The following is a 15,382-nucleotide window of genomic DNA, read 5'->3' as shown; positions in this document are numbered from 1 at the left end:
TCTTCACCCCTCATATAACAGCAGGAGCATTTCTTGGAGCTCCTCAAGGGAAAGCCCCGCCAGCTTGGCTGTATAAATTGCTTCTGCCATTTTTTCTTCAATCATTTTGATTTTTGTTTCCCGCAGCATGTCCTTATTGATCGAGGCTACATAGGAGCCCTTGCCGGCAACGGTTTCGATCAATCCTTCCTTTTCAAGCTCATCATAGGCCCGCTTTGTGGTAATCACACTAATTTTGAGCTCTTTCGCCAGGCTTCGGATCGATGGGAGCATCTCGGCTTCTGCCAGTTCCCCCTTGACAATCTGCTCTCTCATTTGATTCACAATCTGCATGTAAATAGGTTCATCCGAAGAATTTGATATTAAAATATTCACTCATAACATCCCTCATATCGTTATATCTGTATATATACAATATACACAGATATAACAGATGGTGTCAATATTAAACAAAAAAAATCCCCCAACAGCATCCGTTTAGGAGCAGTCGAGGGAGAGAAGTGTTCCCGGCACCTCTCATTTATAGTCTTTCCATTCTTTCCAGGGATATTCAGACCAGCATCATCCCTTCATGCGATCGGGAAGATTTTGAATCGATTGAACCACCAAATCCAGCTTTGCCTCGATCCGGTAAAGCAAGTACAGGGTCACCACGATGGGAAAACCTACTTCACTAATAAGTGGAATGATTTGATCCACTGCGGTTCACTCCTTTCGATAAGAATAATTTTGAGGCGCAGGCGCTTCATGTCTCACCCTATATTTATCGTTTTATCGAGAAAAAAGACAGGCTAACATGAGTCAAAAAGGTCCGCAGTATGGAGTGATTTTTAGGATTATTGATGATGAAAAAAATGAATCAGATTTTGTGGGAAATCCTTAAAAATTAATATTTAAATAACATAGCTGCCAACTGATATCCAGCACCAATCGTCCAAAACAAGATATGATCTCCGCGTTGAATACGTTGCTGTTTTAAACCTTCGTGCAACGCTATGAATGGACTGCTTGTGCCGGTATAGCCAAATTTATCACCAATATAAATAATTTGTTCATCTTGAAGCGTAAAATGCTCTTGAATCTTTTTAATATTTCCTAGAGCAAATTGAGAGAAACAGTATAGCTTGATATCCTCTGGATTCAGACCGTTTCTTTTCAGCAGTTTGCTGATCATTTCATAAGTAGGGGGAAGTGCAATATTTCCATCGAACGGCAGCCATTCAATATATTTGCCTTTTCCTGTTCGGATTGCGCTGGTTAACCCTTCAGAAGGAAACTTGATCTTATCGCGATTGATGGAATCAGTAAAATAGATGGAATCGATAAAACCGGTTTCTTCCTCCGTTTTTTCTATAATTACAGCAGCTGCAGCATCTCCATAGTTGGCATAGGTGACTTCTTCTTCCGGATTGGCAATCAGCGTATTATGATCAGAACCAACGATTAGCGCAGAATGGATATGTGGGTTTGAAATCATATAACGGGATGCCTGTTCCACGGCAACGGTCATTCCCGCGCAGTTGGCATTAGAATCAAGAATAATCGTATCATGCTTTGCGCCGATAGCACTGTGGATATACATCGCATTAGCTGGGAAAGTAGTTTCAGGAATCTGTGTTGAAAAGACGATCATATCAATGTCTTTGCCAGTCATATTAGCCTTTCGGAGAACCCGTTTGCTTACCTCTATCCCCATGGTTAAACCATTTTCTTCATCATTATCAATGACAAAACGGTCTTTCCGTCCCATATGTTCTAAAAATTTTCCAACCTGTCTTCCATGCTTCTGTTCAAAATATTCAATATAGTAATCATTATGAACAACATTTTCTGGATGATATATTTCGACTTCTTTAATTCTGACATTACTCATGGCAGTTTCTCCTTGATGGTTTCAAAATAAAGTGATTAAAAATTTAAAAAGGCAAGGAGAGAAGGCCCCCTTGCTTTGATTTATTAGAGTTCAATAACCTGTGCGTTGGTTAGCCCTGTATTACGGGCAATTCGGGTTAATTGCATTTTTAATACAGGATTCTTTTTAATTGAAAAGTTTACTCGCTTAAACCCGGATTCTTTGTACATTTTATAGGAATTTTCTAAAGAAGGGACCATATCCTGGGTTAGGATATCCATATTTGTACAATCGACCTCAAGCGTAAAGCTTCCCGCCTCAATTGAATCGACTGTTGCCTGATAGTCACGAACAAAGTTTTGAACATCTTCAGTAGTGAAAGTGCCATTCACGTTCATATCTACTGCTTTCTTCGCTGTGTTAACTTTAATGCTATACTTTTCCATTTCCTTTGCCTCCTTGTTGTTTTACCAGCTATAACAAGAGTTAAGTAGTTTAAAAAAGTCACTTTAAAAACAATTTTTTCTTTAGACCCTTGAGATGCCTGTTCACTTCCCTTATCGGTTAGTTTAATTTTTGGTTTAGGTTAATAATGTCGCGGTAGTGTTAAATCAGTTCTTAACACTATGAAAGGTGAAACTACTGCAATGGAAAGGACTTGTTATAAATGAGGTGAATGGACCCAAAGAAAAATGCCGGATTCATTGGGGAATCCGGCGCTGCTAAATGTCCTATAACGAATAAATCATTTATTTTCTTATTTTCTCATATAAATATTGAACTCCATATAATAAATAAGCTTTGTAATGTAAGTAAATGAAAAACTGGAAATGATTTAATCGATTGAGGCCAACGAGCTTAAACTTTTTCAGAATATCTATGAAAAGAAAAGCGAAGAGACCGTCTGCGATTACATTAAGGAAGGCAAACTTTTTAAAGTTTCCGTACGAATATTTTAGGATCCACATGGAAAGGGGCATATAGGGACCTACACTGAAAGGAAGCTCATCCTTAAAAAAAGATGCCTTCTTATCGTAAAACTTCCACCAATTCCGCTTGTGTCCATAGATATGATTGAGAATCTCAAATATCACGACAAAGACACCGGAAAAAGCATAACGTTTAAACGCCCGCTTCCCTACAAATAACATCGTCAGCCAAGGAAACAATACGAGCGCTATGTTAAATATCAAATGCCGCTTTTTGATCATAGGCAATCCACTCCAGCCACTGTTTTTCTCTGTTTATATTATCCAATTATGTAATCCTCATACATAATAAATGGAGAAGGTGATAGATTTGGCAGTGTCGAAATGATCATTAGTAGAAGCAGGATATAGAATCTTAAAAGAGGCCACAAAGAGAAGGGATCTAAATAAAGGGGGATGGTGGTTCGTTAAAATAGGCGGGGCAGTTCTTTTGTTTCTGTTTAGATCTATTCTGTTAGGTTCCATTTCTTCATGGAAACCCACTTTCAAGTACTGCCCGTCGGCTAGGCGGCGTTTGCATGCATCATATAGTAGTTTACTAGTTATGAACTCATTTTAAGGATAATTAATCGGTCAAGCATATGACTCAGTCTAATGGTTTCTGGGGAGGTGAAGCCTTTGCTCATCCCCGTACTTATCATTTGTTCTCTCACTACTTCAATTCTATTCATTAAATCTTTTTTACTCATGGACTAAATCCCCTTTTTTTACAACACTGGATTTATTTTAACAACTGAAAGCGTATTCAAGGCAAGTATTTTTTTACAAATTTTTAACATTTTTTTGAAATTCACCAGTTTCTTTGAATAACCTACAATTTTTTTAAAAACTAGTAAAAATTTGTTATCGCTTGTTGGTAGGAATGAAATGAGCATTTCCGTTCATTCTAATAGTGATATGGTTACTTATTACTTCCTTTCTATCTATTTATTACAAAACTATTTGACATAACACAAAAAGGTGTTATAATCATTCTTGACACCAAATGGTGTTACTTATTTCTTGGAGGTCATAAATAATGAAAGAAACGCTGCCGGAAATCCGCAAAACCATTGTATTGAAGGCTCCAATTGAAAAGGCATGGAAGGCTGTATCCACTTCAGAAGGCATTGCTGCCTGGTGGATGCCCAATACATTAGAACCTATTATGGGACGTGAATTCATCCTCCATGCCGGTCCATTTGGCGATTCGCCTTGTAAAATAACAGAACTGGACCCTCCTTACCGCATTGGTTTTGACTGGGGGAAGGATTGGCATCTTGCGTTTGAATTGAAAGCATTAGATGAGGCTACTACTGAGTTTACACTGATTCATTCTGGATGGGATGCAGAAAAAGTCACAGAATTTGGACAACCGCATACAGTTATCCGTGGCGTGATGGACGGCGGCTGGGAGAAAATTGTCAAAGAAAAACTTCCTGAATATATTGAGGGTTAACATTGGCAGTATCCGAACGAAACCACGACGTATTCCAAGCGATTGCCGACTCGACTCGCCGCAGCCTGTTAAAATTGCTGGCTGACGAGGAAATGTCGATTGCTTCCATTACAGATTGTTTCCCGATCACCCGGACGGCTGTAAATAAGCATCTGCAGGTTCTTTCGGATGCTGGGCTTGTCATGAGCAGGAAGGCTGGGCGGGAAACCAGGTACAAGCTTCACTCACAACCATTAATGGAAATAAAAGACTGGCTGGGATTTTTCGAACCATATTGGGATGAAAAATTGTTGTCACTGAAGCAATATGTAGAGTCTGATAACGACTAGAGGATAGCAGGCTCCTTTTCTCAAGGCTGTTGGAGCATAGTTTTGAAAAAAATAATAGCCACCCGAAGAGCGGCTATTATTTTTTTCACTTATTTGCCCGATGGCTGCCCCACGTCATTAATCCAATGATAATCATCAAACCTCCTGTTAAACAAACCCCCGTCCATTTCCACAGGCCCCATGCATATCCGCTAAGGGAAGAACCGAGGGACCCGCCAAGAAAGTAGCTGACCATATACACAGTGTTCAAACGATTCCTGGCTTCTGGAATCAGGCTATAGATCCTGGTTTGGTTCGAGACCTGTGCGCCTTGGACGCCTAAATCCAATAGGATGACACCGATGACGAGTCCCCACAACGATGCGCCCAAAAATCCAAAGAACAGATAGGATACTAGGGTAATCCCAATCAAAAGGCCGACGATTTGCTTGACATTAAAGCGGTCGGACAATCGTCCGACAATCGGTGAACCCGCGGCACCAACAACCCCGACCAATCCAAACAGGCCGGCAATTTCGCTGCCATAATAGTAAGGCTCTCCTTCAAGCAGAAACGAAAGGGAGGTCCAAAATACGCTGAACGCGCCGAACATCATCGCACCAATTATAGAGGCTTCCCTTAAAACCGGCTGGGTGGCAATCAACTGACCCATCGACTTAAATAGTTGAGGATACGATAACGTGGTTTCTGGATGGCTTTTTGGAAGAAAGATCCGCAAAATGACCGCCAGGACTAACATCATCGCGGCAGCGATCCAGTACATGGTGCGCCAGCCAAGGACTCCGCCAATCACCCCAGAGAATGTTCTTGCTAAAAGGATGCCGACGAATAACCCGCTCATGACGATACCGATCACTTTCCCTTGATCTTTGGGGCCGGCCAATTGGGCAGCCAGAGGAATGATCACTTGTGGGACAACAGTGGTAATTCCCACGGCTAAACTGGCGATGTACATCCAAGGGAGATTTTGTGCCGTCGCAACCCCGATCAGAGAGAGGGTAACAGCCCCCAGCAAAATCGTAATCAATTGGCGGCGTTCCTTCATATCCCCCATGGGGACAAATAAAAACATTCCAACAGCGTAACCAATTTGGGTCACCATCCCAACATTGCCGACCGCATGCGCAGATGCATGAAACGTCCGTGCCATTTCAGCTAAGAGCGGCTGATTATAATAAAGATTGGCCACGGCTGCCCCGCATGCTACAGCCATCAATAAAATCAACTTTTTAGATATGTTTTGCTGTTCTCCAAATGCTTTCGAAGTACTTAAACTCATCATATACCCCTTTGTTTCAATTTATATAGATGATTATACAATAAGTGGGGATAGTTACGGTTATTGCGATTCACTTTGGAATAAAAAAGGTATAGGTCCTTGGCAATAAAAGCAATCCTCTCTCGTTTGGCAAGTATCACCTATTTTCATTTCTTCTAAGACATATACCAAGAATGGTTTTATGGTTTTAAAGGAGGGATTTTCTTTAAGGAGTACAGCTTCATGAATGAGGGTTTTTGCAGCAATCTTACTAGATGGATTTGGGGGCAAAATTGGAAGGGATGATGTGATAAACCTGTGTGTGCATTCTCTCCCCATTCTGCTATAAAAGGTATCCAAGGTGTATGTATTTGCTATGAGGATAATAAACCTATTTCTTTTGCTTTCAAGACAGCCTCAATCCTTGAGTTTACTCCTAATTTATTAAAAATATTTGTCAGGTTATATTCCAACGTCCGTTGACCAATATAAAGCGTTTGGGCAATTACCTTATTTGTCTTGCCCTTTTCCAATTCTTTTAATATGGTCTTTTCCTTCTCGTTAAGGGTAAGATCTTTCACAACAGCTTCTTGACACATTGACGGACTAATCGCTTGATATAATTCCTTTAATAAAGTTATCGGAATCACAACATCCTGTTTTAAAGCGCATCGAATAGCGGTAATTAACTGTTCCCTGCTTGCTGTTTTGGGGACAAACCCAACCGCTCCGGACTCCATAAATGAATGAAAATGCGGGAGAATCTCAAAGCCTGAATAAATTAGGATTTTTACATTTGGATCGATAGCCAGTGCCTTTTTTGTCAACTCAAACCCATCCATTTCTGACATTTGAAGATTGACGAGCATAACATTAAATGATTGTATTTTTATTTGCTCTAATGCCTTTAAACTTGACATCTCAGTATGCACTTTCATATCCGGTTCCTGCTCAATAATTAACCTTGTTCCTTCAACCATCAATTGATGGTCATCCACAAGCAGAATTTCAATCATTCCATACACCACCAACAAATTTTGTGAGAATTTCAATTCTTACACAAAGGCAACATTTTAAAAGCCATTCGTTTCGTTAGGACGAGTCCAAGTCATAAAAGCATAATAAAATCCTCTTCTAAGAAAATGAAGAGGATACTCAATCTTTCTTTTAGAAGAGCAACTGGCTGGCATCGTATAAAACATTAGCCCCTATAGCTTTGCGTCCTACCCTTTAGGATAGTTTGCCAATATATGTCGATTCTTGTCATACCTTACTAGTAGTATATTAAAATAAATCTGCCAATTTGTCCACAATTTTCTAATTAACTGGTGTTTTCAACAAGCTTTCATTAGCCACTATACAATGGTAAAAAAATAACGGCCATCCTTAGGACGGCCATTGGTGAGCTATTCATTCAGCTCTAATTGTGCTCTTAGCTCGTTTTGCACTCTTTGTCTTTCTTCTGCTGCTACCAGCCCATAGTAAATTTGATTGATCATCGTTCCTTGTTCTTTAATCTCCATTTGCTGAATATTGCTTCCTGCTTCTTTGTAGTTCTGTTGAATATCTACAAGCTGGGCAAAGGTTAGGTTGGTTTTGACATTTTTTCCTAGGGCAGAAAAAATATCAGAGTAATTCGTCAAGGAAGAAACGCTGATGCCTTCATGAATAATGGCTTGAATAATTTGGCGCTGCCGGGCCTGGCGTCCAAAATCTCCTCTAGGATCATCGTAGCGCATTCTGGTAAAGCTGAGAGCCTGGTCCCCGTTTAATGTCAATTCTCCTTTGGCAAAATGAGTGCCTTCATTGGTAAAATCTAAATCATTTTGGACAGTCACCCCGCCAACAGCATTCACGATGTCCTTAAATCCTTCCATATTAATCTGAATATAATAGTCAATTGGGATGTTTAGAAAGTTCTCGACCGTATCCATTGCCATTGGCACCCCGCCAAAGGCGTAGGCATGGTTAATCTTATCCTCTTTCCCTTTTCCTACAATTTCCGTTCTAGTATCCCGCGGGATGCTTAGCATTTTTACCGACTTATTATTGGGATTAACAGTCAAAACAATGATCGTATCAGAACGCCCCTTATCACCTTGCCTTTCATCGACACCTAACATAAGGACCGAAAATGGATCTTTTTTCTCTAATACCACTGGTTCTGCACGTTTCTCCGATTGTTTCCGTTCAATTGGCTGATGCATCGTCGTTACGGCCGTTTTTAAAGAATGATAAATGGAGTAAACATAGGCTCCGCCGCCAATTATTAATAATAAAAGAATAATTCCAAGGACCTTTGGCCATTTTCTTTTTTTGCTGGTATTTCGCATTGGACAAATCCTCCAAATGTATGGCAATTTTTTAAATACATTCTATAAGAATACAAGATAAATAGGAAAAAGAGCGATCGTAAATAAATTGACTAAAGAGAAAGTCCTGAATAGTTCAAAGGAACTGATCCAAAGGACGGAGGGGTCAATTAGAGTATACCAAGCTTTAGAAAAAAGTGGAAATGGTTTTCGTTTTTTTTAATTATGTAAAAAACAGGAAATGACTCTATGTTTACCGAATACAATCTAAGTAGCTTATGTGAGAGGAGAATGGGAATGTCTAAAATAATTGTTGAAAGCGCTTGCGGAAAGCTGCAGGGGATAGAACTGGATGGTGTATTTGTCTGGAAAGGGATCCCCTATGCGAAGCCTCCGGTTGGACCGCTGCGGTTTCGGGCGCCTGAGCGGCCGGATGCCTGGGAAGGGATTCGCGATGCTTCCGCCTTTTCGCCTGTCGCCCCACAGGTGCAGAGGGAAATCATGCAATTTTTCGGAAATGACATTACAAATATGAGTGAGGATTGCCTGTATTTAAATGTATGGTCGCCAGGAGCGGATGATAAAAAACGTCCGGTCATGGTCTGGATTCACGGCGGTGCCTATCTGTCAGGATCGGGATCCAGCCATTGGTATAATGGCGCCTCGTTCGCAGCACAAGGTGATGTAGTCGTCGTCACGATTAATTACCGTTTAGGAGTATTGGGCTTTCTGCATCTTGGAGAAATTGGCGGGGAGGAATATGCAGTCTCCGGAAATTGCGGGATTCTGGACCAAGTAGCGGCCTTGCAATGGGTGCAAGAGAATATCGCTGCGTTTGGCGGTGATCCGAACAATATCACCATTTTTGGCGAATCGGCAGGTGCCATGAGTGTGGGGGTGCTGCTGGGATTCCCATCCGCACAGGGCCTTTTCCATAAAGCCATCCTGCAAAGCGGCGCTGCAGCCAATGTCCATCCTTCAGGCAAGGCCGCTAAATTTGCAAGCCGAATCTTGGATGCCTTGCAAATAGAGCCGGGCGAACTTTCAAAATTGGAGGAGATGCCTGTTGAAAAGCTCCTTGAAGCCTCCGATGCCGTCCCAGCGATGGCGTTGGCACCTGTGATCGATGGTGTTTCCCTTCCGAAGCATCCAGAAGAGGCAATCGCAGAAGGTTCGGCCAAGGATATTACGATATTGATTGGCACCAACAAGGATGAATACAATATTTTTAGTGTTTTTGACCCTGAATGGAAAAACGCAGACGAGGCAAAGGCTGCGGCGTTGTTTGAAAAAACCTTTGGCCCGCTCTTGCCTATTATTTCAAAGCAATTTGCCGAGAACGTTCCGCTAAACCTAGAACTTTTCAATAAACTGGTTACCAGGAGTATCTTTACCGACCCCGCACAAAGATTGGCGGAGCTGCAGGATCACCAAGGCGCTCGGGTTTACATGTATCGGTTTGATTGGGAGACTCCGGTATTTGGCGGCGCGCTAAAAGCGACTCATGCGCTGGAAATTCCATTTGTATTCAACACCCTGAATACGCCGCACACGGAGAACTTCACCGGTGCCTCCCCTGAACGGCAGCTTGCCGCCGATCAAATGCATCAGGCATGGATTAGCTTTGCCCGCAGCGGCAATCCAAATACGGACGCCCTGCCGGAATGGCCAAGATATGATACGAACAATCGGTCAACCATGATCTTCAATGTAAAAAGTGAAGTCGTTCAGGACCCGAACCGAGAAGACAGGATTAAATGGGAACAAATCAGCATGGCGCTAAAGGCTTAAAAAGCGGGGACGGCTCCTTAAACTGTGGAACCGTCCCTCTGCTTCAACCGATCCAATCGTGGTTGTCCGGGTCATTGAGGTCGAAATGTTTGGGGATGGAGCCGTCGGTTATTTCGCCATCATGGCTCAGGTAATAGTGCCGAATGGGCTGGAGGTGTTCATCCAGTTCATAGACGAGCGGGATGCTGTTGGGAATATTAAGGCTGACGACGCCATCGTCGGGAATTTGGTCAAGATATTTGACCAGCGCCCGCAATGTGTTTCCATGTGCGGAAACAAGGATGCGGCGATTTTGCTTGAGGTCGGGAACAATGTTTTCCCGCCAATAAACCAAGGCTCGTTCTTCAGTGTCAAGAAGGCTTTCTGTTAAAGGAATCTGTTCATGGCCAATACGAGCGTATTTCGGATCTTTTACATCCTTTAAATGATTTTCCTCGGAAACAGCGGGCGGGCGTACACTCGCGGAGCGCCGCCATTCATTGACCTGATCCGCCCCAAATGCTTCTATAACTTCCTCCTTGTTCAAGCCCTGCAGCATCCCGTAATGCCGTTCATTCAATCTCCAGGATTTATAGACAGGAATCCACATCATATCCATTTCATGCAGCAGAATCCACAAAGTTCGGATTGCCCGTTTCAGCACAGAGGTGTGGGCAGCGTCAAACACAAATCCATGTTGTTTTAAAATTGCTCCCGCTTCCCGCGCCCCGTTATAGCCCACATCGGTAAGATCAATATCCATCCAGCCGGTAAACCGATTCTCCAGATTGTAAAGACTTTGTCCATGCCGGATCAAAACAAGCTGCTTCAACTTAAACCACCTGCAATAAAGTTTTTATTAACATTCCCTTAAAATGGGATATATTTTAGAGAATTATTCCCACACTACAATATAGAATCATGCAAAAGGGGATGACTAATATGTTGAAGCAAACAGCAGGGGAGAAGTTAATCGAGTTATTGGTGGAGTGGGGTGTCGACCACATCTACGGGATGCCGGGGGATTCAATCAATTCGATTATTGAGCCGCTGCGAAAAGCGCAGGACAAAATTAAGTTCATTCAGGTCCGGCATGAAGAAGCAGGTGCTTTGGCAGCGGCGGCCTACGCGAAGCTGACTGGAAAAATGGGCGTTTGTACGGCCATCGCCGGACCAGGTGCCATTCATCTGTTAAATGGGCTGTATGATGCCAAGCTCGATAGAGTGCCGGTACTGGCCTTGGCTGGGCAGGTCGAAACTGACTTGTTTGGGACGGATTCGTTTCAGGAAGTGAATCTGGAACGGCTGTTTGATGATGTGGCGGTTTACAATCAGCGGGTTATGTCAGCGGAACAGCTGCCATCAGTCGTGAATCAAGCCATCCGCACAGCGTATGCCAAAAAAGGAGTGTCTGTTCTGACGATTCCTGATGATATTCCAAAGTTTGAAGTGGGACGGGAAGCCCGGGTCACCTCCAGTTTTGTCGCCAAGCAGGAAATTTTACCCCTTAAAGAAGACTTGCAGAAGGCAAAGGAATTAATCAATGCAGCCAAACGGCCGATCATTCTTGCCGGGAAAGGAACGCATGGCCTTCGCGATACCTTGCTCGATTTTGCTGAAAAAATCGCTGCCCCGATAGTGCTGACACTACCGGGGAAAGGAGCGGTCCCTGATAAGCATCCCTACTGTTTAGGGGGACTGGGTCTCTTAGGGACGAAGGCGGCCTATGAAGGGATGCAGGAAACCGACTTGCTGTTAATGATTGGGACTTCCTATCCGTTTATTGGATTTTTGCCTGATCAGGTCAAGACGATTCAAATTGATATCGACCCTTACCAAATCGGCAAGCGGTATCCTGTTGATGTAGGTTTGGCGGGTGAAGCTGGTTTGGCGGTTCAATGGCTGATGGGAAATGTGCAGGAAAAGGCAAACCGTGACTTTTTGGAAAAATGCCAGGAAAGGATGAACAAGTGGTGGAGCCGCCTGGAGAAGCAGGAGGAGGAGGAATCAGTTCCCCTCAAACCCCAGCGGGTGATGCGGGCATTGCAGTCCGTGGCTGCAGAAGACGCAATTCTTTCTACTGATGTAGGCAATGTGACAGTTTGGGTCGCCCGCCACTTTCATATGGCCCGGCAAAAGTTTATCACCTCTAGCTGGCTGGCCACCCTCGGCTGCGGGCTTCCAGGCGCGATTGCCGGAAAAATGGCCTTTCCGGATAAACAAGTATTTGCAATTTGCGGGGACGGGGGCTTTGGAATGACAATGAATGACTTTGTCACTGCGGTTAAATACCAGCTCCCGATCGTGGTGGTGGTGCTGAATAACCATAAAATTGCGATGATTAAGTTTGAGCAGGAAGTGATGGGAAATATTGAGTTTGGCACCGACCTGCAAAACCCGAATTTTGCCAAATATGCCGAAGCATGCGGCGGCATCGGCTATCGGGTGGAACGGCCGGATGAACTGCTCCCGGCTTTCCAGGATGCTGTCCGGCAAAACCAGCCGTGTATCATTGATGTAGTGGTTGACGCAGACGAGGCACCGATCCCAGGCAACATCACCTTCGCCCAAGCAGTCGGCTATACGAAGCACATGCTAAAGGTGTTGTTCGAAGAGGGCAGAATCGATCTCCCGCCATTATAGATTACTCCCTTCCCCTATAATGATCGATAGCAAGGGGATGAGTTTACTCAAAAAATATAATCGTTAATTCATTTTGACATTCATTACACCCTTCCCTTTTAAGCATAGGAACAGTCTTTAGTGCCCGCTTCCAGTGAATGAAGTTTAAGCACGGTTCCCATGCTTCTTTCTTTTCAAACGACAATCATAAAGAAGGTGTTTCATGGATTCTTCCCTGTCTAAATACTTTCTTCAAGTGTGAACATGGACAAGATTACTCAATAGGCGTGAAATGGAGGGTGCCAAGGAGGAATTCACAAACTTTGGCACCTAATTTCCCTGAAAAGAAGGTGTAAAATGACAGAAACCTACCATATTCCTTATATCGCGCTTTCGATAGTAATTGCTATTATAGCCTCTTATACCGTCTTAGATATAGTCAAAAGGATGACAAAGTCCGAAAGCAAGGCCAAGAAAATATGGCACTGGGCCGTCACATTGATGCTTGGAGTCGGACTTTGTGCTTTGCTGATTACCCTATTGCTCAGTCCAGAGCTCCGTATGGGCAGCATCATTGAAATTGTTTATTCAGATCGATTAGGAACCGCGTTTCTTTTATTGGCTTTTTTTATCGTCCTGATTACCTTGAGCACTTCCATTATCCATCATCGAATGGTGATTCGTGCAGCACAATGGGAAGAGACTCGCTATAAATCGCTGTTTGAATATAATCCGGATGGGATGTTTACCCTCAACCGGGAGGGGATCCTTCTTCGCATGAACCCCGCACTGGCTCATATTACGGGGTATGCCGCGTCGGAACTGGTCAACTCCTCTTTCTTGCCACTGGCAGATTCGTCTGAGATGGAGTGGATAAAAAGGTGCTTTCAACAAGCGCTCGATGGAGTGACCCAAGTGTTTGATACGGCGTTTATTCGCAAGGATGGACGGAGGCGTGAGATACAGGTCAAATTGGTTCCGATGATCCGCGGAAAGGAAACGCTTGGTTTATATGGGATAATAAAAGATATTACAGAAAGCAATCAAACGATTCAAGCCTTGCGAGAAAGTGAAGAGCGTTACAAGCGTCTTGTCAAATTGTCTCCGATTCCCATGGTTGTCCATCAAGAGGGCAGAATCAGATTTGTTAACCCTGCATTCACAGAACTAGTCGGAGCAAGCGGCCATCTTGAGTTGATTGGAAAATCGATTGTCGATTTCTCGCCGCCGGAATATGTCGACATGGTGAAAAAACGTATTGACCAATTAACAGCGCCTGGCACCTTTGTCCCGCCAGCTGAGGAACGAGTGGTCCGTTTGGATGGAGACGTTATCGATGTGGAAGTGACTGGAATTTCTTTAACCTACGGTTCTGAAGTGGCCGTTCTTATGATGGTTCATGATATTACCAGGAGGAAAAATGCGGAGGCAGCCTTGCGGAAAAGCGAGGACAACTATCGATTAATTGCGGAAAATATGATGGATTTAATTGCGGTAGTCGGGGCAGATAACCATGTTAAATATGCCTCTCCATCCTACGGGACTGTTCTGGGAATCCCTCCACAAACATATGTTGGACAAGCGGCCACCTATCTCGTTCATCCTGATGAACATCATCAGGTACAGCAAGTCCTGGCAGATGTCAGAACGGCCAAAGCACCAGAGAATATCGTACTGCGAAAAAGGAATGACCTCCATCAGTATTTCTACTTTGATACAGATATTTTGCCAATTATTGAAAGTAACGGCCAGGTGAAGGATCTATTAGCTGTTTCACGTGATATCACCCAGCGTTTCATGGCAGAGGCTGCGTTAAGGGAAAGTGAAGAAAAATATCGCCTGATTGCTGATTACTCCCAAGATATGATCAAATTGGTCGATGACGATGGAATCATCTTGTATGCATCACCTTCACATAAAACCACGCTTGGATTCAATGAAGAGGAATTGGTCGGAAAACATTTAGGACAGTGGATCCATCCGGATGATTCCGTGGTATTTATGGGCCGGTTAACGGAGGCGATTCAAAAAGGTGAGAACTTCAGCATGGAATTGCGTAAACTGTCAAAAAGCGGGCAGTGGATTTGGGTGGAAACACACGGAACGGTTATTTTTAATGAAACAGGCAAGGTCAAGCGTATGGTGTTGAACAGCCGAAATATTATGGAAAGGCGTCTCTATCAAGAAAAACTGGAGCAGATGGCTTATCAGGATCCGTTGACGGGGCTTCCGAACCGCCGATTTGTGATCCAGTATCTTGAACAATCCATAAAGGAAGCGGAGCGCTATCAGCAAATGCTGGCTGTCATACTGATGGATTTGGATAAATTTAAGATGATTAATGACACATTGGGTCATGATGCAGGGGATGAACTCCTCCAACAGTTTGCCCGACGAATCAAGAGCTGCCTGCGTGAAAGTGATATGGCGGCCAGATTGGGGGGAGACGAATTTATCGTTCTGCTTCCCAAAATTCTTCACAAGGACGATGCCATCCAAGTGGCCGAAAGAATAAGAGAGGCGATGCTGGACCCATGGAACATTGGGGACCAGATTATCCAAACGACTTCAAGTATGGGGATTTCTCTATATCCTGAGGATGGAAATCGAGCAAAGCAGCTTCTCAAACATGCTGATTTGGCGCTGTATAAGGCCAAGGAAAAAGGACGAAACAACTTTCAATTTTTTTAAAACAGATGATAGAGCGGGACGGCTGAAGATCCTCTCATTTTCTTTATCGGATTGACCAATTTGAAGGCCTGGAGATCTCCCTGAATTGTGATGGGGCCGAATGAACAGAATATCTAGGTAA

The 15,382-nt window shown here is 43.5% G+C and carries 15 protein-coding genes and 1 riboswitch; of the genes, 5 read left to right on the top strand and 10 right to left on the bottom strand.

Annotated features, from left to right (window positions below):
- Positions 1–3 precede the first annotated feature (3 nt).
- From NFS43_RS00725 to NFS43_RS00700, 6 genes are all read right to left on the bottom strand, one after another.
- On the bottom strand, positions 4–375 hold the full coding sequence (locus NFS43_RS00725) for a GntR family transcriptional regulator (RefSeq protein ID WP_251548822.1): 372 nt from the start codon (positions 373–375) through the stop codon (positions 4–6).
- A gap of 186 nt (positions 376–561) precedes the next feature.
- A complete protein-coding gene (locus NFS43_RS00720) occupies positions 562–699 on the bottom strand; it encodes a YvrJ family protein (RefSeq protein WP_251548820.1) in 138 nt (45 codons plus the stop codon).
- 187 nt (positions 700–886) lie between these two features.
- The gene (locus tag NFS43_RS00715; RefSeq protein ID WP_251548819.1) at positions 887–1,873 is read right to left on the bottom strand and encodes a ketoacyl-ACP synthase III; all 987 of its coding nucleotides are present in this window, start codon (positions 1,871–1,873) and stop codon (positions 887–889) included.
- A gap of 83 nt (positions 1,874–1,956) precedes the next feature.
- Positions 1,957–2,298, bottom strand: coding sequence for a hypothetical protein (locus NFS43_RS00710; RefSeq protein ID WP_251548817.1), 342 nt, complete (start codon positions 2,296–2,298; stop codon positions 1,957–1,959).
- Between the two features lie 303 nt (positions 2,299–2,601).
- Entirely contained in the window at positions 2,602–3,063 is a 462-nt protein-coding gene (locus NFS43_RS00705) for a hypothetical protein (protein ID WP_251548815.1), read from the bottom strand.
- A gap of 320 nt (positions 3,064–3,383) precedes the next feature.
- Positions 3,384–3,530, bottom strand: coding sequence for an aspartyl-phosphate phosphatase Spo0E family protein (locus NFS43_RS00700; protein WP_251548814.1), 147 nt, complete (start codon positions 3,528–3,530; stop codon positions 3,384–3,386).
- A 329-nt stretch (positions 3,531–3,859) separates the two neighbouring features.
- On the opposite strand from NFS43_RS00700, the gene NFS43_RS00695 reads away from it, so the two are divergent.
- Together NFS43_RS00695 and NFS43_RS00690 are read left to right on the top strand one after the other, a co-directional pair.
- A complete protein-coding gene (locus tag NFS43_RS00695; protein ID WP_251548812.1) occupies positions 3,860–4,279 on the top strand; it encodes an SRPBCC family protein in 420 nt (139 codons plus the stop codon).
- Positions 4,280–4,281: 2 nt separating this feature from the next.
- Entirely contained in the window at positions 4,282–4,608 is a 327-nt protein-coding gene (locus tag NFS43_RS00690) for an ArsR/SmtB family transcription factor (RefSeq protein ID WP_251548810.1), read from the top strand.
- Between the two features lie 85 nt (positions 4,609–4,693).
- On the opposite strand, the gene NFS43_RS00685 is transcribed toward NFS43_RS00690, so the two are convergent.
- From NFS43_RS00685 to tagU, 3 genes are all read right to left on the bottom strand, one after another.
- Positions 4,694–5,887, bottom strand: coding sequence for an MFS transporter (locus NFS43_RS00685; RefSeq protein ID WP_251548808.1), 1,194 nt, complete (start codon positions 5,885–5,887; stop codon positions 4,694–4,696).
- Between the two features lie 353 nt (positions 5,888–6,240).
- Positions 6,241–6,882 (bottom strand): response regulator transcription factor, encoded by a 642-nt coding sequence (locus tag NFS43_RS00680; RefSeq protein WP_251548805.1) that lies wholly within the window; start codon positions 6,880–6,882, stop codon positions 6,241–6,243.
- A 155-nt stretch (positions 6,883–7,037) separates the two neighbouring features.
- A riboswitch (cyclic di-GMP riboswitch) is annotated at positions 7,038–7,121 on the bottom strand.
- Between the two features lie 151 nt (positions 7,122–7,272).
- Complete coding sequence (gene tagU, locus NFS43_RS00675; RefSeq protein WP_251548803.1) at positions 7,273–8,199, bottom strand: polyisoprenyl-teichoic acid--peptidoglycan teichoic acid transferase TagU; 927 nt, start codon at positions 8,197–8,199, stop codon at positions 7,273–7,275.
- Positions 8,200–8,475: 276 nt separating this feature from the next.
- Between tagU and NFS43_RS00670 the strand changes: the two genes are divergently transcribed.
- Positions 8,476–9,969, top strand: coding sequence for a carboxylesterase/lipase family protein (locus tag NFS43_RS00670; protein WP_251548801.1), 1,494 nt, complete (start codon positions 8,476–8,478; stop codon positions 9,967–9,969).
- A 43-nt stretch (positions 9,970–10,012) separates the two neighbouring features.
- On the opposite strand, the gene gpmA is transcribed toward NFS43_RS00670, so the two are convergent.
- Entirely contained in the window at positions 10,013–10,780 is a 768-nt protein-coding gene (gene gpmA / locus NFS43_RS00665; RefSeq protein WP_251548799.1) for a 2,3-diphosphoglycerate-dependent phosphoglycerate mutase, read from the bottom strand.
- 110 nt (positions 10,781–10,890) lie between these two features.
- Between gpmA and NFS43_RS00660 the strand changes: the two genes are divergently transcribed.
- Positions 10,891–12,591, top strand: coding sequence for a pyruvate oxidase (locus NFS43_RS00660; protein WP_251548797.1), 1,701 nt, complete (start codon positions 10,891–10,893; stop codon positions 12,589–12,591).
- 336 nt (positions 12,592–12,927) lie between these two features.
- Positions 12,928–15,261, top strand: coding sequence for a sensor domain-containing protein (locus NFS43_RS00655; protein WP_251548796.1), 2,334 nt, complete (start codon positions 12,928–12,930; stop codon positions 15,259–15,261).
- The last annotated feature ends 121 nt before the right edge of the window (positions 15,262–15,382 follow it).

This window comes from Neobacillus muris, from assembly GCF_943193175.1.
GTDB classification, from domain to species: Bacteria; Bacillota; Bacilli; order Bacillales; family Cytobacillaceae; genus Neobacillus; species Neobacillus muris.
Note: the sequence above shows the minus strand (reverse complement) of the source record. Positions and strands in the feature narration are given on the sequence as shown.